This is a genomic window from Paraglaciecola sp. (assembly GCF_039943935.1).
GTDB lineage: Bacteria > Pseudomonadota > Gammaproteobacteria > Enterobacterales > Alteromonadaceae > Paraglaciecola.
The window spans coordinates 110994-129431 of record NZ_JBDUZQ010000024.1; the positions used below are offsets into that span (position 1 = coordinate 110994).

Below are 18438 nucleotides of genomic sequence, written 5' to 3' on the forward strand. Positions count from 1 at the left end.
AAATTACAAAAATAACGGAGGCCCTATAATGGCAAACTGTATTTCAACTTATACCAACTCAAACTAATGAGCGCCCTCTCAGAATACACCCTAGTTTTTAAAAAAGCGTAGAAATGCACTAGAAGTCGTTCACTTTTAAATACCAAGAAATGATTGTAAAAGCTGCTGGTTTGGTTATGCAAAATATGCAGACAACGGCCTAACTTAAGGCACTAGACTTAGATTGCTGCATGATGCCTTGCTTAACGTCATTGGCATTCAGCTCGAGTGGGCAACACTGACGGATAAAAAGCCCCTTTGGTAAGATATGTGTTGCAACGATCACTATTTTATTAATAGACAGTCTGTTGATTATTTCCCGCATACGTTTGATATTTTCAATATCTAAGGATTCAAAGGGCTCATCTAATAAAAGTAAATTAGCTTTGCTTAGCATAGCTCTGGCAAGACCTAGACGTTTCTTCTCACCACCTGATAGTAATCGGCCATTTTCTCCCAGCCATTGGTCTAAATTATTAAGAGAATATAAACCTACCGCGTTTAGTACTTCTCGCATTTTAACGTCTGAAGCATTTGGGTTAGCTACCTGTAAGTTTGCTCTTACAGAATCGGACAATACATACGGAAATTGTTCTAGGTAAACGGCGTCACACAATAAGCCATGTTCATTAGATTGAACGTGATTCGTAAATTCAAGTTCACGTGAGCCTTGATGCGCAATCAATCCTGCCAACGCCTGTAAAAAACGGCTTTTCCCGACACCAGAACCGCCAACTAATACATTAACCCCGCCTTTGTTAAAGTGTGCATTAGTCTCACTCATATTGGTGTCTATGGGTTTGAATTTAGCCACATCAATTGCATCCAAGTGTTCTGAGATAACCGAAAGTTGGTGGATATTTGTAGAGACAGTTTTAATTTCTTTTTTAGATTCTACATAAGTTGCAAGCTGCTTTTGGTTAGCTAAAGCGGGCGTTAACCAATCATTAAGAGTCAGCAACAATATTGGGAGCACAATAAATTCTGCATGACCGATATACTGACCTGAGTAGTGACTCAATATAGTAATAAGCAAACCGACTCCTGATAACAAGAGCAATAATGATGCATTTCTAATTTGCCTTTGTTGAGATGCTTCGAGCTTGCGGAGTGCATTTAGACTTGGAGAATTTTTCTTGTAGCTCTGCAGCAAATGCCAAATAGGGGCGGACTCGATATGCTGTATAATAGCAAATTGTGCTTGTTTTTTGGCTGCTACAATATGAGTACTCACCTTGAGCATTGCGATCAATAAACCTAAATAGATAAACATAAATATCCCTGTAAAGATGATTACCGTTGTTGTTAATGATGGCAGCAAAAATATTGAAACAAGATTAAGCATAACTAAAGAAAGAAGGACTCCTACATTTTGTCCAACCCACGCTATCCAAATACCCGCTACCTCTTCACTATGATGATGTAGCGCATCTAAAGATTGTTTTCTTGATATCGATACTTTGTTTTCTAAGGCTGCAAAAATACTCAATCGCAACGCCGCTAATTTGTTTAATAGATGGTTATGTCCCACCAACATTTGGCAGTAACCCGTAGTTGTACGTAAAATAGCCAACCCTCGGATCACAACAGCCGGTAACATATAATTAAACCCCATACCTGCGATACTGCAGGCGGCAATAAACCAAGACGCTACAATCAAGATGGCAAGGCCCGCAGCAAAGTGCGTTAACATCAACAATAAGGTAGCAACTAGCTTTAAGCCCTGAGATTTTGCATTTACCTCAGCTTTTATGGTGTTGCTAGATGAAGCTTCTCTCATGGTATTTCCTTAATTTCACCATGGCTAACCTTCCAAGTGCGCTTGAACCACGTATCTGGAAGTGTTTTATGAGATGCCCAAATCACTGTTTTATACTGTAACTTTTGATAAATAAGATCAGCAATGTCTTGATGCTGTTCGATAGTCAAATGGGCGGTGGGCTCATCTAACAAAACCACATCTTTAGGTTTTAGTAATACTCGCGCCAGCGCCAGACGTTGAGCTTCACCACCCGATAAAGCGGGGCAATCTCCCAACTCAGTTGCTAAGCCACAAGGTAAATTGTTTAACCAATCAATAAGCCCTACTTCTTGCAATGCGTTTACCATGTCATGTTCGGTAACTGACAAGTCACCTAAATGTAAATTAAAGGCAACAGACTTATCTAACACCGCAGTTTGCTGGGATAATAAAGCGAGATCAGCAGATAACTGGTGTGATGAAGCTCTAAACCCCATTAGGGCTTCAAGCAATACTGTTTTACCTTACCCAGAATCACCTTGTAACGAAACCCAATCACCCGGCTCTAGCGTCAGCTTGTTTGCATGTAAATTAGGCATAGTAATGTGAAAATTTAACCAAGCTAAGCCAATAAAGGCAGCTTGGTTTTTCGAGGACTCGTAATCATCAAAGAGTAAAGCAAACCTTTCTGCACTGGCCTCGGCTTTTGCTTTTTGATGATAAAAGCGCCCTAAAGCCCGTAACTCTGAAAATAACAAAGGTGCAGTCAACAACATAAATAGGCCTTGTTGTAAACTGATCTCAGGCCCAATATTTATTTCACCTAGCATAGAAAAACCAATAAATACTGCGACTAAAGCCATGGAAATTGTGGCAAAAAAATCTAAAACAGTGGTAGATAAAAAAGCTATCGACACAACACTCATGGTTTTACGATTAACAATATTACTCGCGTCATTAAGTCTTGCTTGTTGCGCTTGATGCTGCCCGCTAGTGGTGATTAATGTCAGTGCTTTTAGACGGTCAGAAAACATGTCACCTAGGCGCTCTAGGGTAATAAAATGCTTTCTGTGTAATGCTGCCGCGCCCTTACCGACTAAAACCATAAAAACAGGAACCAAAGGCATAGTCACACACAAGATGATGGCGACCACATAGTTAATCGGAAAAATAACCAGCAAGGCCACCAAAGGGGTAGCAGCTGCAAGCCACTTTTGCACACTATATTGAATTAAATAGTTGCCAATATCGGAAATATTGTTGAGTAACAGTTGCTGCCAATAAGTTGCTGAGTGTTGGCGGGTGATCGCGAGATGTTTGCTTTTGAAAACCCTATGCACCCGGTTTTCTAATTCAGTCTCAATTTTGTATTTGCTATGGCTTTGCAAGTTATCTGCAAGCCATATCAAACTTATCCAAATCAATGCGGCACATGCCAAAGGCACAAGCTGCTCTGGGAGAACATTCTGCTGCTCTACTATCACCCAATGAATAGTTTTAGCAAAAAACCAAAATACAGAAATTTGCGCAACCAGCTGAAGCAAGCGCACCAATAACACGCGAGCTTGGCCCAAGTGCATTTCTTTCGAAATACTCCGCAGCCATGTTTGTGCTTGCTGCTCAGGTGTTATTGATGCGCCTGTCATTTGTCTTCGTCCCTTGGGCCCACATCGCCAAGACGGTCCATATCTTCTGTAGCCTCTAACCACAAGGCGTTAATAATGCCAAACGAGCACGCTAGTAAAACGCCTAAAATCCAAGTGAAATACCACATAATGTAACTCCTCAATAAAGCACGTGAGACTTGGTTAAGTCTGCTTGTTTAATACGGCCACGCATGACCCAAAAACCATAAGCGGTATAACTCAATACAATAGGTACAAAGATACAGGCAACAATAAACATGGTTTGTAAGGTAAGCTGAGATGAAGTAGCGTCCCATATTGTTAAACTTGCACTGGGCATAATGCTGCTAGGCATTAAAAACGGAAACATTGAAAAACCAGCTGTTAAAATAACGCCAGTTATGGCCAATGCACTGGCTACAAACGCCCAACCACTGCGACCCACATACGAAGCCCATGCACAAGTAAGTGCAGCACCAATCCCTAATGCCGGCGCTATTACCATCCAAGGGTAGGTGGTGTAATTGTTAAGCCAAGCACCGCTGACGATTTCTACGGTTTTATTCAAAGGGTTACTGGTTGCATAACTATCAACAGCAGAGGTAATCACATATCCGTCGACGCCTATTGCTAAATAAATACCAGCAAGGGCAAACAAACCTGCGGTAGCAATAGACAAATATATAGAGACAATTTGGGTACGCTTATGCAAAGGACCATCGGTTTTAAGTTGCAACCAGCTAGCACCATGGTTGAGTAACATGGCAACCGACACTAAACCGCTCAATATAGCGAAGGGTGTGAGTAAACCAAAAAAGCTGCCTTTATAGGTAGACATTAAAGCGTTATCGTATTCAAACGGTACACCCAACAACAAGTTACCAAACGCAACTCCAAAGATTAGAGCAGGAACAAAGCCACCAGCGAATAACGCCCAATCCCATGCTAAACGCCATTGTTTATGAGGTAGCTTGGCTCGGTACTCAAACCCTAGAGGGCGCATCCATAACGCGATTAGCGTTAACGCTAAGGCCACATAAAACCCAGAGAAAGCCGTGGCATATATCATGGGCCAAGCCGCAAAAATTGCGCCACCCGCTGTGATAAACCAGACTTGGTTTCCGTCCCAATGAGGCCCAATGGTATTAATCATAATTCGGCGGTCTTGGTCGGTTTTACCTACTAATGTAAGCAACGCCCCTACGCCTAAATCAAACCCATCGGTTACCGCAAAACCAATTAGTAACACGCCCACCAATACCCACCACACTACGCGAAGAAATTCGTAATCAATCATGATTGTGCTCCTTGTGATTGAGAGTCAATAAGTGAAGCTTCTTCAAGTGCTTGCTCAGCTTCTGCAAAGGTTTGTGAAGGCCCTTTTTTGGCATACTTTTGCATCAGGTAAAACGCAATCACAAACATCACGAAATAAAAGGCTGTGTAAGCCACAAGAGTAAATATGACATCAGAAACACTTAGGTTAGATACTGACGTATGCACCGGCAGTATTTCTGCGATAGACCAAGGTTGGCGACCATATTCAGCTACAAACCATCCCGCTTCACAGGCAATCCAAGGTAGTGGTAGGCTCCAAAGTGCTGCTTTTAATAACCAGCGAGGCTTAGTAATTTGGTGTTTTGTAGAATAGTAAAAAGCCAAAGCAAAAATTACTAACATTATAAAACCCGATGCCACCATGATCCTAAAGCTCCAAAATAACGGCGCTACTGGCGGTATACTGTAATCAACAGCCCTAATTAAGGCTTCTTCACTGGGGTTAGTAACATCATCAGTAAAAGGTTGTAACAACATGGCGTAACCAAGGTCGTCTTTGTGTTGTTCGAATATAGAACGTTCTAACGCAGAAGCTTCTCCTGCACGCACTCTGTCTAGTAATGCATAAGCTTTAATACCCGACAAAATACGTTCTCGATTAATCACTTTATGCTCGTCTAATCCCATGACTTCTTCATCAAGAGAGCGAGTGGCTATAATTCCCATGGCATATGGAATTTGAATGGCGTAATCGACCTCTTCTGTTTCATCATTAGGAATACCAAAGAGGGTAAAGTCAGCGGGAGCCTCTTGGGTTTCGTATTCGGCTTCAACTGCAGCAAGCTTAACCTTCTGAACATCACCCAACTCATAACCACTTTCATCACCTAAGATAATCACAGAGATAACTGACGCCAAACCAAAACTAGCCGCGATAGCAAAAGAGCGCCTTGCAAAGGCTACATCTCGGCCTTTAAGTAAGTAATAAGCAGATATGGCCAACACAAACACAGCAGCAGTAACGTAGCCGGCTGATACGGTGTGCACAAATTTTACCTGTGCTACAGGGTTAAAGACAACCTCACTAAAACTAGTCATCTCCATACGCATTGACTCAAAGTTAAACTCTGATCCTACAGGGTGTTGCATCCAGCCGTTGGCGATTAAAATCCACAATGCCGAAAAGTTGGAGCCTATGGCAACTAGCCAAGTTGTCATAAGGTGTTTCACCTTAGACATTTTGTCCCAACCAAAAAAGAATAAACCTACAAATGTGGATTCCAGAAAGAAAGCCATCAAACCTTCAATGGCTAAAGGAGCACCAAAAATGTCTCCTACATAATGGGAGTAGTACGACCAATTCATTCCAAACTGGAATTCCATTGTTAAACCTGTGGCAACCCCTATGGCAAAATTAATTCCAAACAGCTTGCCCCAAAATTTGGTCATTTGCTTGTAGATTTCTTTGCCTGTCAAAACATATACAGATTCCATTATTGCCAGCATAAAGGTCATACCTAGCGTGAGTGGAACAAATATGAAATGAAACATTGCAGTCATGGCAAATTGTAATCGAGAGAGCTCGACTAATGTTTCGTTCATTCGGTTTCTCCTAAAATGAGCTTGTTAAAAAACAGCCCTATCAGTTTAAGAGAATTTCATTAGTGGTAGCTTGATCTAGATCAAAGAGCAAAAAGGAGAAGACGTTTATTAAAGAACAAGCTATAGCTGGTAAGCGAATGCTAACTATTCGCAAGCAATGTACCTCTTGCAAGAGCTGTTTTTAATAAGGCGGCTGTTACAGCTGAATATCAAAAAGATTTATAATGTCTATGGTGTGCCCATATCAATAACTGTCCGGTAGCTTATCAAAAGCAGCTACACCAGAATCAATAGCAGCCTGAGCTACAGCTTTGGCTACTCGCTGCAGCAGTCTAGGATCCATAGGTTTAGGGATAATATAATCTTTACCAAAGGTAAGACTATCTATATTACTTGCCTCTAAAACGTCAGCGGGAACAGGCTCTTTTGCAATCGTGCGAATGGCCTCTACTGCTGCTATTTTCATTTCGTCATTAATTTTTGATGCTCTTACATCTAATGCCCCACGAAAAATAAACGGGAAACAAAGCACGTTGTTTACTTGGTTAGGGTAATCAGAACGACCAGTAGCCATGATGAGATCATCTCTCACTGAATGAGCTAACTCTGGCTTTATTTCAGGGTCGGGATTAGAGCATGCAAAAATAATTGGATTAGGCGCCATTAACTTTAGTGCTGACGCTGGCAACAAATCGGGGCCAGACACACCAACAAACACATCAGCATTTTCTAGCGCCTCTCCTAAGGTGCGCTTGTCAGTATTATTTGCAAAAAGCTTTTTGTGGTAAGTAAGATTATCTCTTCTTGTATGAATCACTCCTTGGCGGTCTAACATATAAATATGTTCACGCTTAGCACCACATTTTACTAATAATTCCATGCATGCTGTGGCAGCAGCTCCAGCCCCTAAACACACTATAATAGTGTCACCAATACATTTGCCTTGCACTTCTAAGGCATTGAGCAATCCTGCAGCGGTAACAATCGCCGTGCCATGTTGGTCATCATGGAACACAGGGATGTCACAACGTCCTATTAACGCTTTTTCTATCTCAAAACACTCCGGCGCTTTTATATCTTCTAAATTAATACCACCAAAGGTACCGGCAATGTTAGCCACAGTATCGATAAACTCTGCGGTTGTTTTATGGGTCACTTCTATATCGATTGAGTCAATATTTGCAAAGCGTTTAAACAGCAATGCCTTACCTTCCATTACAGGTTTAGAAGCAAGGGGCCCCAAATTTCCCAAACCTAAAATTGCGGTGCCATTAGATATTACGGCTACCAAGTTTCCTTTAGCTGTATATTGAAAAGCCGCACTTGGGTCAGCGGCAATTTCTCTTACTGGCTCCGCAACCCCCGGACTATAAGCTAAGGCTAAATCAGTCACGCTTTCTGCGGGCTTAGTCACTTCTATACAAATTTTACCGGAAGTGGGCTTAGCGTGATAATCAAGGGCCTGCTGGCGAAAATCAGACATATTAATATAGGTCCTTATAATGGTTAAAAACAAAACATCAGTTAGCAATTTCAGCTGCAGAGCACGTCAGTTGGTGTCTCGACAAACATTTACATTAATGTAACATGGCTGGCGACAAGTTAATGTAGATTCACACTAAATTGATTTGAATACTTAATATCAATTTAAATAATACCCAAAGCATACATAGAAACTGATGTACATTAGCTCGCTTCATGTATAAGTTGAGCTAACGTACTCGGCTTAGAAAATAAAAAACCTTCCATTTGATGGCAGCCCACTGTGGCTAAAAAGTCGACTTGTTCTCGGGTTTCGACACCATCAGCACACACTTGCGATCCAAGTTGATTGGCAATTTTCATAATGGTTTTTACAACAAGAGTGGAGCGTTTGGAAAGCATCAAGTTATCGATAAAGTATTTGTCAATTCTAATAGTTGTGAAGTCCGACTGACGCAAATACCCCAAGCCTGAATACCCACTACCAAAGTGACACAAAGCAACTCCAACCCCTATTTCTCTCAATTTCTTTAAAAAGGTTGAGGTTACATCATAATTCTCTAAATACACCAGCTCTGACAATGTAAACTCAATGTTTGCTGGGTTCACTTTAAAAGAAGAAAAAGTATCGTTAATAAAATCGAGTACCTTAGTGCAATTGTTATTAACGCAAGATAAGTTAACAGATAATACAAGCTGAGTATCTTTAAGCTCAGATATAGTGGCTAAGTCTCGACATACTGTTTCAATTAACCACATAGTTATCTCAAAAGACTTTCCACTTTGTAAAGCAATAGGCGAAAACTCACTCTCTGGTATAAAGCCTAACGTCTTACTGTTCCATTGCACAGATACGTCATATCCCAGCACGCACTCGTCAATAGAAACTCTAGATTGGTAAATGATAGTAAACTCTTGATTTTGAATAGCCTCTTCGATCGCAGCTGCAATCAAAATGCTACGCTTATTATCTTTCATCATATCAGGGCGGTACATGGTATAAGTATTTACCCCAAGTATTTTTGATCGATACATAGCTATATCAACATTTTCTATAAATTCACTGAGGTTGAAATTTGAATCCGAGGCTTTTGCAATCCCCACATTTATGTTGACCTCAACATCTTGCTTATTTAGTGAGAAGGGCGAGTTAAAATCACTTATTAAACGCTCAACTATGTTTGCCAACATAGTGTCAGTAGGTTGATTATGAAGCAAAATCAAAAACTCAGTATCATCCAAGCGGGCAATGAGATCTCCCCCTCGTAAAAGTCCTTTCGCTCGTTGGCACACTTTTACAAGCAGTTGATCACCTATTTCTTTTCCAAGTCTCTCATAAGCCTTTGAGACCCCTTCTAAATCAAAATAGATAAGCACTAAATCTTGGCTATTACGCATTGACTTGGCAAGTTCAATGCGTAACGTTTGCATAAAAAATTGGCGATTTGGAAACCCTGTCAGCCGATCAAAATTAGCCCACTTTTCAGCGTTCTTTTGATGATCTTTCAAGGTTTGCGAAAGCTCACGACTTTTAGAGTATTCACTATTAATGGTACGCAACATTGAGTTTATGCTGCCGCTCAGCTCAACCAACTCTCGTTTATCTGGAGCTTTGATGGTAATGCTATAGTCCTTTCTAACTTCAACCTCTTTAGCAAATTTACTAATTAATGTTAGAGGGTCTAATAGTTTACCTTGAAGCGCATATCCAAATGCAGCACATAGGGTTAATAAAACTATGAATAAGGGTAAGACCTGCCTTAAAAGGCTAGAGATGTTTTCCTCTAAAATGTTAGAAACGTCACTCACTACCACTAGGTAATTTCGAGGAGATAATTCACCACCAATAGCTGTAATAACGAGCAAAGTATCATTAATAAGGTTAGATACTGACTGCTGATTTAAAGTAGAAATGTGTGCATAATCTTGAAACACTATAGTTTTTGAATCGTAATTATCTGTATGATAAGACTGCTGCAACAACCAATTAGAGTCGTAAACGGCAGCATAGGAAATACTTTTAAATTTATCTAGAGCACTAAACACTTGGGCCTGTTGTAAACTTGGTTGCAATAGCTCTGGTGAGTGAATTAATTCTTGTCCTAAATATGTAGACACCAAGTAAAGCTCATTAGATATTGAGTCCAAAGAGACCCGCCTATTTTCTTCGACCGATATAAGAATGGTAATAAAAGAAATGAATATAAGAGCACAGGTAAGATATACAGTAGTTGCACTTTTAATAGACTTGAAAAACATTAACTAACCTAAGATGGCGTTATTTAACTAAAATAACAAAGCGGATTGAATTTACATTACATTAACACAAATAATACAAAAAACTTAAAACCTCTTTATTTTCAGGGGCTTTTTTGCAAAGCAACTGCTTGTAGCTACCAACTATAAATAAATGCACCATTTTTTGAATTGTTCAATCCGAAACAGTCTAAATATAGCTTGGTCAAGTTTTGCTCCCCTCCTTGCCATCACTTATACTATGGCCTTACCATTAGCATGGTAATTGATTGATATAATTACGTTGTGTCACACTGACATTTATTAAGGATGAACAAATGAAATATAAAAATAACAATATCCACTCAAGTTTAGCCGCATTAGTCTTAGTACTTTCAGCAACCAATACCTATGCTGATGACCTTCCGGAGCCAACAACAAACGAAGATTATTATTACGACGGCGCACCCACTCGAAACATCATCAATTTAGGCCAAAGTCTATTTTTTGATAAAATAATGAGTGGTAATAAAAACATTTCATGTGCTACGTGCCATAACCCCTTATTAGCCAGCAGTGATGGCTTATCTCTAGGCGTAGGTGAAGGTGGAGAAGGCCTTGGTAGATATAGAACAACAGGTGAAGGTTCTGATGCGGTTGAATCTCGAATTGGTCGCCATGCTCCACAGCTATATAATTTAGGTGCTAAAGAATTTGAAAAACTAAATTGGAATGGTATTCATCAAGTTGATGAAAGCTTTCCAGGTGGTCTTAATCTCCCATCAGGCTTAACGACTCCTAATGGCCTAAATGATGTGCTCGCTGGGCAATCATTGTTTCCAATCGTTAATTTAAACGAAATGCTAGGGGACGGAGGCGAAAACGAAATCATTGCTCTTGTCACTCGAGAAGACGATCGTTTCCCAGTGCTTTGGAACGCCTATGTTGACCGCCTCAAAGCTATTCCTGAATATGTTTCTCTTTTTATGGCTGCATTCGATGATGTAAATTCTGAAGATGACATAGGCATTCAACATTATGCAAATGCGGTATCAGCCTTCCAAGGGTTTGCTTTTAGAAGTGACAATAGTGCATTTGACCAGTATTTGAGAGGTAACACTGCAGCAATGACTGAGAAGCAAATTAGTGGCATGGAACTTTTTTATGGTGAAGCTGGGTGTTCCACTTGCCATAGCGGTACATTTCAAACCGACCATGAATTTCATGGTATAGCGATGCCACAAGTGGGCCCCGGTGCAGAAGCTGCATTTCCTTTAGAAGATAGAGGAAGAGCAGAAGTAACGGGGTTAGCTGAAGATTGGGCTACATTCCGTACCCCGTCACTACGTAATGTTTGGATTACTGCTCCATACGGCCACTCTGGTGCGTACGGCACACTTAGAAAAATGGTTGAGCATCACCTTGATCCAATAACCTCTCTAGAAAACTACAAAGCTAGCCAACTAATTTTGCCTCAAGATGCGGCGTTAGATGCTACCGATTTAGATGGATATAATGATCTAACATTGCGTCAAAAAATCATAGATGCCAATGATTTAGAACCAGTAGAACTAACTAGAGCAGAAATTAATGATTTGTTAGAGTTTCTTCGCGCCTTAACAGATTGGAATGTATTGAATCAAGGATGGATGATCCCTGATTCGGTCCCCAGTGGCTTACCAGTGAGAGACTAGTATTTAACCTAGCTCTTTTCTACATAAAAATAACAGCCATGGCGATTTGTTGAAATCGTCATGGCTTTTTATTAAATAATTAGCTTACTCAGCATCAGCACTGTACAGCACAAAATGACTCAGAGCAGACCAGCTTTTTTTACACTCAAATATGTATTAATGACATTAGAAGTAAGCTGTGTTGCTGGAGCATGTACACATATCACTCCCTGTTTTTTAAGGCGTTTAAAATTACGCTCTATGGACTGATTTAACACCTGTGCAGAGCTATACATTAAAGCTTGCTCAAAATTGTCTACAGGTTCACTAAGGATAGTTTCGTATATAGGCTCAGAAATACTTATTACAGCAACTAAATGTTTCTTTTGAAGAATTTTTACTGCAGCCAATAAATCAGAAAAATCTTCATCTCTTAGGCAACTCACTAATAAAATCAGCGCTCTTTTAGGTTGCTTTAGCAATAAATCTTGGGCGGCTTTTACATAGTCACTGGCAATTTTTTGAGGGTATAAGTCATAAAAGTGATGCAATATTTTACTTACACTTTGCACGCCTTTCATTTGCCCCAACCAGCGAGTCTCACTGCCAAAACTTTGCAAGCTTAAACTATCTCCATTTTTTAAAGCCGAATGAGATAACAAAATAAGCGAATTTAAGGCATGGTCAAAGTAAGTCATATCGTCATCATGCACTCGCATTCTCTGGCCTGCATCAAGCATGATCATGACGTGCTGATTTTTTTCTTCTTGAAACTCTTTAGAAATGAGCTTATTGAAGCGACTGGTGGCTCGCCAATCAATTTGCTTCAAGCTTTCACCCTCGCGATATTCCCTTAGCTGCCTAAAATCCATACCTGAGCCCCGCAGGTTAAACTTTTTCAGCCCAGCTTGGGTGAGATTGATGTTGCCATTAAGGCCGGCCATATTCTGAATGGCTAAAAAATTAGGGTATACCTTAACGTCAGAGTCATTCTCAAAAAGCCACGAGAACTGCCAATACCCTAAAATAGACGCCGTACAGAACTCTGTAAAAGATAAGCGCGCTAGCCCTCTTTGATGGGGGATAATTTTGTATTCAAGTTGCAGCGACTCACCAGGTTCAATCTCTAATTCATGAAGATCGGTCAGTAAACTCCAGTCTTCGGGAAAATGTTCTTCTACATCAAAATGAAATGCTAGCCTATCGTTATTGGTTATTTCAATTTTAACTGTATGCTCACAGTTCACAGATAAACTTTGGGGGATGTTACGTCTACTTGATAGCAAGGGTCGCCTGCGACTAAAAGCCCAATCAACGGTAATAACCACTGCCATAAAAACCGCAAGCACATAAGGTAAAATAGACAACTGGGGGATATCCCCCAAATACCCTAACGTAGGCAGTAATATACTCAAACAGCATACAAAAAATAGCTGTCGCAATAGCTTTTTACTTGGTTTCCCTCCCTTTCGAATCATTGTCTTGGGGCTGGTACTTTAGCGATTATGTCATTTAAAACTTGCTCGGTGTTGACGCCCGATATTTCTAATTCAGCCGATAAAATAATTCTGTGCCTAAGAACAGGAAACACCATCGCCTTAATATGGTCAGGCAATACAAAACCACTGCCTTGCATCAAGGCATGTACCTTAGCAGTTTGAACTAGTGCAATACTCGCCCTAACACCAGCACCATGTGCCACCCCTTGCCACTCCCTTGAAGCTCGAACTAAAGAAACGGCATATTCAACAATTTTTTCATCCACCAGCACTTTAGAGGCCATATCTTGTAACGACAACACATCTTCTGCGCTGATGACACTATTAATAGCTTCAACGCTGTGACTATTTGCCGTAATCCCTTGAGTTAAGGCTATCTCAGCAGAAAGCTCAGGGTACTCTACCTGCACTTTCATCATGAACCTGTCTAACTCTGCTTCTGGTAGCGGGTAGGTACCTTCGTTATCAATAGGGTTTTGGGTCGCTAAAACCATAAATGGCGCGTCTAGACTATGACTTTCGCCATCAATAGTAATTTGATGTTCTTGCATCACCTCTAATAACGCTGCTTGAGTTTTAGCAGGAGCACGGTTGATTTCATCTGCTAACAACAAATTAGTAAAAGCAGGACCTTTGCGCAGTACAAACTTACCGCTGGAGACATCTAACATTGAATGCCCTGTGACATCGGCAGGCATAAGGTCTGGTGTAAACTGCACGCGCTTATAATTAAGACTAATACTTTGTGCTAGCGCCCTAATTAACAAGGTTTTGCCTAGCCCTGGGACCCCTTCAATCAATACATGTCCACCCGCTAAAAAAGCAATAATAACCTGCTCTAACACCGCACCTTGACCAATAAGCACCTGACTTACATTTTGTTTCAACAGTGCAATTTTTTCCTTTGATTGCTGCAAAATATCGTTATCTAACGTGTCACTCATAACATCTTCCTGAGTTGTTGTAGCCCCTTGATACAGTGGCTGTATTGATTTTGATTTAATTCTTTTTGGTCAAACATAAGCTGATAAATGGTATCTGTAGGCCAACCCGATAACTCTTCTAACAAGAGCGTGACTTTTTGTTGGTCTGCGCCACTCACGTTAGGCCATTTCTGGCTAATTCTTTGTAAAATAGTATGTCGCACTTCAGTTAACATGGTTGTTTGTTTACCTTGTTGCCAGTAATGATTACCGGCAACACGAATATGCTCAGAAAACCGCGAGTGATCGGTTAGATCCACTTCAGATACACTGCCAAATCTTTTTCCAACATGCCAAAGCACTAAAAAGATCAACAGGCCAATTAACCAAATAAATAGCGGGGCATGGTCATAGAGTAAGGTAAACCAATGGGGACGCTCAACTGGTTGAAATAAGTAAACGGTATCGGATTCTTCTAACAGCCCTAACATCAATATGACGTTGTCGTATTCGTCTATTTGCCAATTATTCCAAATTTCCACTTCGGTCATTAACGTAATTAAACCTTCACCTTTATCAAATTGCACAAAGGTGTAACCCTCTTCATTACTGACGGAATAAAAAGGCTCTAGTTCTTCAGGAAAGGTGATGCGATAAATACTCTCTAGCCCTACTTGAATAGGGTCTCCATGAGGGTCAGTCATATCGCTCGCTTGCTGTTCGTACTCAGAATAAAGAACCGAATCATCAGCTAGCCACTCAACACCTATACCAAGCTGTCGAATCAAGGCATTGGCTCTGTGGCTATCAGATTGGTCACTTGCGTTTACAGCAACAATCAAAAAGCCCCCCTGCTCTACCCAATCGAGTAAGTTTGATGCTAAGGAAGAAGAAATAGCCGCCTCTGCATCCGCTAAGATAACGGTATCATCTACTTTTGGTGTAATGCCCTGATCTTCGTTGGCATATAAACGACGGTAGTCTTTTTCAAAAACCATAGTTACACCATGATTTTTTAAGAGCGTTTGAGTCGCTAGAAAAGGCTGCTCTCTTACTTCTTTAGATACTGCTATATCTCGCTCTTTATCATAAAACTCTATGCTTTTAATGAGATACACAGCCACAATTAATGTCAGCGATAGCAATAAAATAGTGCGCAGGTGACGTTGGATCATGATGTTTTGTCAGACCCTGTGGTTAAAAATAGCTGCTGCCAATGGATACATAGTGTATGCATGTTTTCTGCAGACGGCCAAACATGAGCCCAGGCTAAATCAATCCACAATTGAATTAGCTCTGTCATAAAATTTAGATTTTCACCCTTAACTTTAGATTTTATCTCGGCTAAACATTCTAATTCTGTCATAGACTTAGTAAGGGCCAAATCATGTTTTTCATATAGGTAAGTTAAGCTGCTGACCAATAACAATGACAAAGCTTGGCGATAAGCTTTTTGTTCTAATAAAACATTCAATTCGCCAGGAATATCACTTGGTAAACCTTGTTGCTTTTCATGGCGACTAAAAGCAGGCAAGTCTACTGCTTCTTTTTTACGGCTCACCTTAATATTTAAAAGTTTAGCTAAGTGGTGCCTACTTAACCATAACAACCAAGCAAGTATAGAGATAAACAATACCCACAAAATAACCTCAGCAAACTTAGCTATAACAGCCAAAACTCCCATCCAATTACTTAGATCGGGAGGCTCTTCAGATTCCGATGACTCCCATTTCCATCCCGTCCAGCGCCAGTCACGGACCATCTCTTTATTATGAAAAGGAGGGGCTGCCAGTATATCTTGCAGGTGTTCTTTAATTGCGGTGTGTTTTAAAAGGGCGTCTTCTGACAGCTGCGGTTCTTCTGAGTCCGTTTCTAACTTCTCTGTTGCTTGTTTAGCCTCAGTGGTTTGAGCGTAAGCAACCGGAGCATCTGCGGTATACCCCATTATTCCAACGACTAATATAATAAGTAGACTGGTTTGTTTGGTTGACCATCTATTGCGTATCTTCTTTAGCCCTAGTTCAATATCCCAACCTTCTAAAAGGATCCTTCTATTCAAATAGGCAGCAAAACTTCCTCCTACAAACAAGGGAGCAACCATCACTAAACCAAAATACCAACAAACATTATAGGCAATAAGCATGAAGTTTGATTCAGCATAAAAAGCATCTGCAATGTTCCATTCAAACCCTAGCGGCATCAACATATTCACTAACACAAGCAAGCCAAAGGTAATGAACAGCTCCCAGTGTAAACAAATGAGTAACCACCAATAACTATTATCATCTGTGGTTTGATGCAATAACCTCAGCCGCGCCTTGCGTTTTTCAGCTTTTAAACCCTCAAGTTGCGCGACTGGTAAATCAAAACCGCGACTAGGTGAAAAACGCTGCCACGTTATACTTGCCAACCAATAGATTTTCATTTGTGACGGCCACGCTTTTAAGGCTTCAAAGACGGAAACGTGCTGACCAAAAACTTGGCGGCTATGGATGTACAACAAACCTCTTTCAAACCACGGCTTTAATAACCACAAAAGATACACGCCATATTCGGGGCTTAGCAAGGTACAAACAATAAAAATAGGCAGCGTGCTGCACAGCATAAACCCGTACAAAGGTACCCACCATTGCATGGCCATTCGGCAACCTAAATCAAAGGATTTCCAACTGTTACGGGGTTGGGTTGCTATGGCGAGCGCTTCAATTTTCATTGGAGCTTCGCTTAAATACATATAGTAAAACCCATATCCAGCAAAAACCGCCTACTAGATACTTCACACCATTTGGGATCGAAGCACTTGAAGACCAAAAGGCTTCAATAAATGCAGCAATAACTAACATTAAAAATGAGCCAAAAATTAAAGGGAATACCTTTCTGGCGGAGGCTTTCATCGCATTTATTCGGCTCAGTTTTTTGGGTGAAAGAAGGCTGAAACCAATTACACTTCCCGCTGCAGCTGAGATAACAATGGCTGTTAATTCAAATGCACCATGGGTGATAACAAAAGAAAAAAACGTAGTCTGATAACCAATATTCACAATATGAGCGCTGACTACACCAAAGTACAAGGCATTGAAGAGTAAAATATATAAGGCACCAAAACCCAGCAATAATCCCCCTACAAAGGATTGAAAAGCGATGGATATGTTGTTGAATATATAATAACCAAACATCACAAAGTCATTATCAGACGCTCTTTCTTCCTCAAATCTTGGTGCAGTCACATCATACATTTCTTCTAACTGCACCACTTGAGCATTAGGTAAAACATTACGAACAAACTCTGGGTCAAAAAACGTTATCCCAAAAAACACTAAGGCTACCCCATAAAACAAAATATGGGCCCACATGACATACCATCTAAACTCTGTGAGTTGCGCAGGGAAAGTCTGTGTAACAAAAGCCATTAAGGGCATCAATATATGATTATGAGGCTTATATAGCTTTTGTTGCCCTAGCAGTAATAACTGATTTAAATGGCTAACCAAAGCAGGGCTGTAATGACGACTTTTTGCTATGGCAAGATCATGGGTTAGCTGCCTAAACATCTTAGGTAAATCATCCTCATCAGATGCTTCAGAAGATTCAACCGTCTCTCTAAATCGCTGCCATTCTTGTTGCTTGAGTTGAATAAAGTCATTCTGTCTCATGCTTTACCTACTAAACCTGCTGCCATGGCTTTTAATTTAATGACCGCTTCTTTACCACGGCACTCCAACATAGGCTCAAGTTGGTTAGCTAGCTCTTGTAAACGCTCTTGACTAAAGCTATGACTACGCTCTGCATAAGCGACTATGATTTGTTGTTCTTCTAAGGTGAGTGACAATGTCGTTTGAGGAAGCTCATCAACTGTAAAGTGCTCGACTTTACTCGGTGTTTCTTGATACACCACCATAGTAGCAGCCACATGGTCGCCAATACGCTTAAACTGTTTAGAGCATAAAATGGCAATAAAGCCACTTAGGTAAGCAAAAGGAAGAATATCTATGCTTCTAAACAAATTTCTCAGCATTGAGCCCGGTAAGGTAATCGGCAAACCATTATCGTAAACCACAACTAAGCCATAATGCTTTTTGCCTGGGGTAGCCCCTCTGTATATCTCAAATAACACAGGGTAAAACCACTCTATACAAAATAGTAATATCAGAAAAAGGCCATCACCCATATTTCCAGTAAATTGCAGAGCCATTGATGCTGCAAACAAAATAGCGCCGCGAATAATTAAGTCAATCACAAAGGCCATGGTGCGCACACCTATACCTGCAGGTGTCAACATAATGTCGATACCTTCAGGTGTTTCTAGGGCGTAACGATTATCTATCATTGTAAAATTAAATA

15 protein-coding genes are annotated in these 18438 nt (G+C 40.5%); 1 reads left to right on the forward strand and 14 read right to left on the reverse strand.

Going from position 1 to position 18438, the window contains the following annotated elements:
• Positions 1–199 precede the first annotated feature (199 nt).
• The 8 genes from ABJD71_RS17015 to ABJD71_RS17050 form a co-directional block, all read right to left on the reverse strand.
• Complete coding sequence (locus ABJD71_RS17015) at positions 200–1819, reverse strand: ATP-binding cassette domain-containing protein (RefSeq protein WP_348172243.1); 1620 nt, start codon at positions 1817–1819, stop codon at positions 200–202.
• Positions 1816–2292, reverse strand: coding sequence for an ATP-binding cassette domain-containing protein (locus ABJD71_RS17020; protein WP_348172246.1), 477 nt, complete (start codon positions 2290–2292; stop codon positions 1816–1818). The genes ABJD71_RS17015 and ABJD71_RS17020 overlap by 4 nt, the downstream gene beginning before the upstream one ends.
• A gap of 12 nt (positions 2293–2304) precedes the next feature.
• Positions 2305–3426: an ABC transporter transmembrane domain-containing protein gene (locus ABJD71_RS17025; RefSeq protein ID WP_348172249.1), complete on the reverse strand. Its 1122-nt coding sequence runs from the start codon at positions 3424–3426 to the stop codon at positions 2305–2307.
• Entirely contained in the window at positions 3423–3554 is a 132-nt protein-coding gene (cydX, locus tag ABJD71_RS17030; protein WP_133468081.1) for a cytochrome bd-I oxidase subunit CydX, read from the reverse strand. Before cydX ends, ABJD71_RS17025 begins: the two co-directional genes overlap by 4 nt.
• An 11-nt stretch (positions 3555–3565) precedes the next feature.
• Positions 3566–4702: a cytochrome d ubiquinol oxidase subunit II gene (gene cydB, locus ABJD71_RS17035; RefSeq protein WP_348172252.1), complete on the reverse strand. Its 1137-nt coding sequence runs from the start codon at positions 4700–4702 to the stop codon at positions 3566–3568.
• Complete coding sequence (locus ABJD71_RS17040; RefSeq protein WP_348172255.1) at positions 4699–6285, reverse strand: cytochrome ubiquinol oxidase subunit I; 1587 nt, start codon at positions 6283–6285, stop codon at positions 4699–4701. The genes cydB and ABJD71_RS17040 overlap by 4 nt, the downstream gene beginning before the upstream one ends.
• Before the next feature lie 244 nt (positions 6286–6529).
• Complete coding sequence (locus tag ABJD71_RS17045) at positions 6530–7768, reverse strand: malic enzyme-like NAD(P)-binding protein (protein ID WP_348172258.1); 1239 nt, start codon at positions 7766–7768, stop codon at positions 6530–6532.
• Between the two features lie 203 nt (positions 7769–7971).
• Positions 7972–9915, reverse strand: coding sequence for an EAL domain-containing protein (locus tag ABJD71_RS17050; RefSeq protein ID WP_348172261.1), 1944 nt, complete (start codon positions 9913–9915; stop codon positions 7972–7974).
• Positions 9916–10340: 425 nt separating this feature from the next.
• Between ABJD71_RS17050 and ABJD71_RS17055 the strand changes: the two genes are divergently transcribed.
• A complete protein-coding gene (locus ABJD71_RS17055) occupies positions 10341–11696 on the forward strand; it encodes a cytochrome c peroxidase (protein ID WP_348172264.1) in 1356 nt (451 codons plus the stop codon).
• A gap of 119 nt (positions 11697–11815) precedes the next feature.
• Here the strand turns inward: ABJD71_RS17055 and ABJD71_RS17060 are convergent, their stop codons facing one another.
• The 6 genes from ABJD71_RS17060 to ABJD71_RS17085 are packed head-to-tail and all read right to left on the reverse strand — an operon-like array spanning position 11816 to position 18424.
• Positions 11816–13090: a DUF58 domain-containing protein gene (locus ABJD71_RS17060; RefSeq protein ID WP_348172267.1), complete on the reverse strand. Its 1275-nt coding sequence runs from the start codon at positions 13088–13090 to the stop codon at positions 11816–11818.
• A gap of 59 nt (positions 13091–13149) precedes the next feature.
• Positions 13150–14118 carry a MoxR family ATPase gene (locus ABJD71_RS17065; protein WP_348172270.1) on the reverse strand — a complete coding sequence of 323 codons (969 nt, stop codon included), beginning with the start codon at positions 14116–14118 and terminating at the stop codon, positions 13150–13152.
• Positions 14115–15272, reverse strand: a complete 1158-nt coding sequence (locus ABJD71_RS17070; RefSeq protein WP_348172273.1) for a DUF4350 domain-containing protein — start codon at positions 15270–15272, stop codon at positions 14115–14117. The genes ABJD71_RS17065 and ABJD71_RS17070 overlap by 4 nt, the downstream gene beginning before the upstream one ends.
• Positions 15269–16810: a hypothetical protein gene (locus ABJD71_RS17075; RefSeq protein ID WP_348172276.1), complete on the reverse strand. Its 1542-nt coding sequence runs from the start codon at positions 16808–16810 to the stop codon at positions 15269–15271. The genes ABJD71_RS17070 and ABJD71_RS17075 overlap by 4 nt, the downstream gene beginning before the upstream one ends.
• A complete protein-coding gene (locus tag ABJD71_RS17080; RefSeq protein WP_348172279.1) occupies positions 16800–17750 on the reverse strand; it encodes a stage II sporulation protein M in 951 nt (316 codons plus the stop codon). The genes ABJD71_RS17075 and ABJD71_RS17080 overlap by 11 nt, the downstream gene beginning before the upstream one ends.
• Entirely contained in the window at positions 17747–18424 is a 678-nt protein-coding gene (locus tag ABJD71_RS17085; protein WP_348172282.1) for an RDD family protein, read from the reverse strand. Before ABJD71_RS17085 ends, ABJD71_RS17080 begins: the two co-directional genes overlap by 4 nt.
• Positions 18425–18438: the final 14 nt, after the last annotated feature.

Bases quoted from the DNA above. Each gene is read 5' to 3' on its own strand.
- ABJD71_RS17015 (WP_348172243.1), bottom strand. From the start codon at position 1,819: ATGAGAGAAGCTTCATCTAGCAACACCATAAAAGCTGAGGTAAATGCA.
- ABJD71_RS17025 (WP_348172249.1), bottom strand. From the start codon at position 3,426: ATGACAGGCGCATCAATAACACCTGAGCAGCAAGCACAAACATGGCTG.
- cydX (WP_133468081.1), bottom strand. From the start codon at position 3,554: ATGTGGTATTTCACTTGGATTTTAGGCGTTTTACTAGCGTGCTCGTTT.
- cydB (WP_348172252.1), bottom strand. From the start codon at position 4,702: ATGATTGATTACGAATTTCTTCGCGTAGTGTGGTGGGTATTGGTGGGC.
- ABJD71_RS17040 (WP_348172255.1), bottom strand. From the start codon at position 6,285: ATGAACGAAACATTAGTCGAGCTCTCTCGATTACAATTTGCCATGACT.
- ABJD71_RS17045 (WP_348172258.1), bottom strand. From the start codon at position 7,768: ATGTCTGATTTTCGCCAGCAGGCCCTTGATTATCACGCTAAGCCCACT.
- ABJD71_RS17055 (WP_348172264.1), top strand. From the start codon at position 10,341: ATGAAATATAAAAATAACAATATCCACTCAAGTTTAGCCGCATTAGTC.
- ABJD71_RS17065 (WP_348172270.1), bottom strand. From the start codon at position 14,118: ATGAGTGACACGTTAGATAACGATATTTTGCAGCAATCAAAGGAAAAA.
- ABJD71_RS17070 (WP_348172273.1), bottom strand. From the start codon at position 15,272: ATGATCCAACGTCACCTGCGCACTATTTTATTGCTATCGCTGACATTA.
- ABJD71_RS17075 (WP_348172276.1), bottom strand. From the start codon at position 16,810: ATGAAAATTGAAGCGCTCGCCATAGCAACCCAACCCCGTAACAGTTGG.
- ABJD71_RS17080 (WP_348172279.1), bottom strand. From the start codon at position 17,750: ATGAGACAGAATGACTTTATTCAACTCAAGCAACAAGAATGGCAGCGA.
- ABJD71_RS17085 (WP_348172282.1), bottom strand. From the start codon at position 18,424: ATGATAGATAATCGTTACGCCCTAGAAACACCTGAAGGTATCGACATT.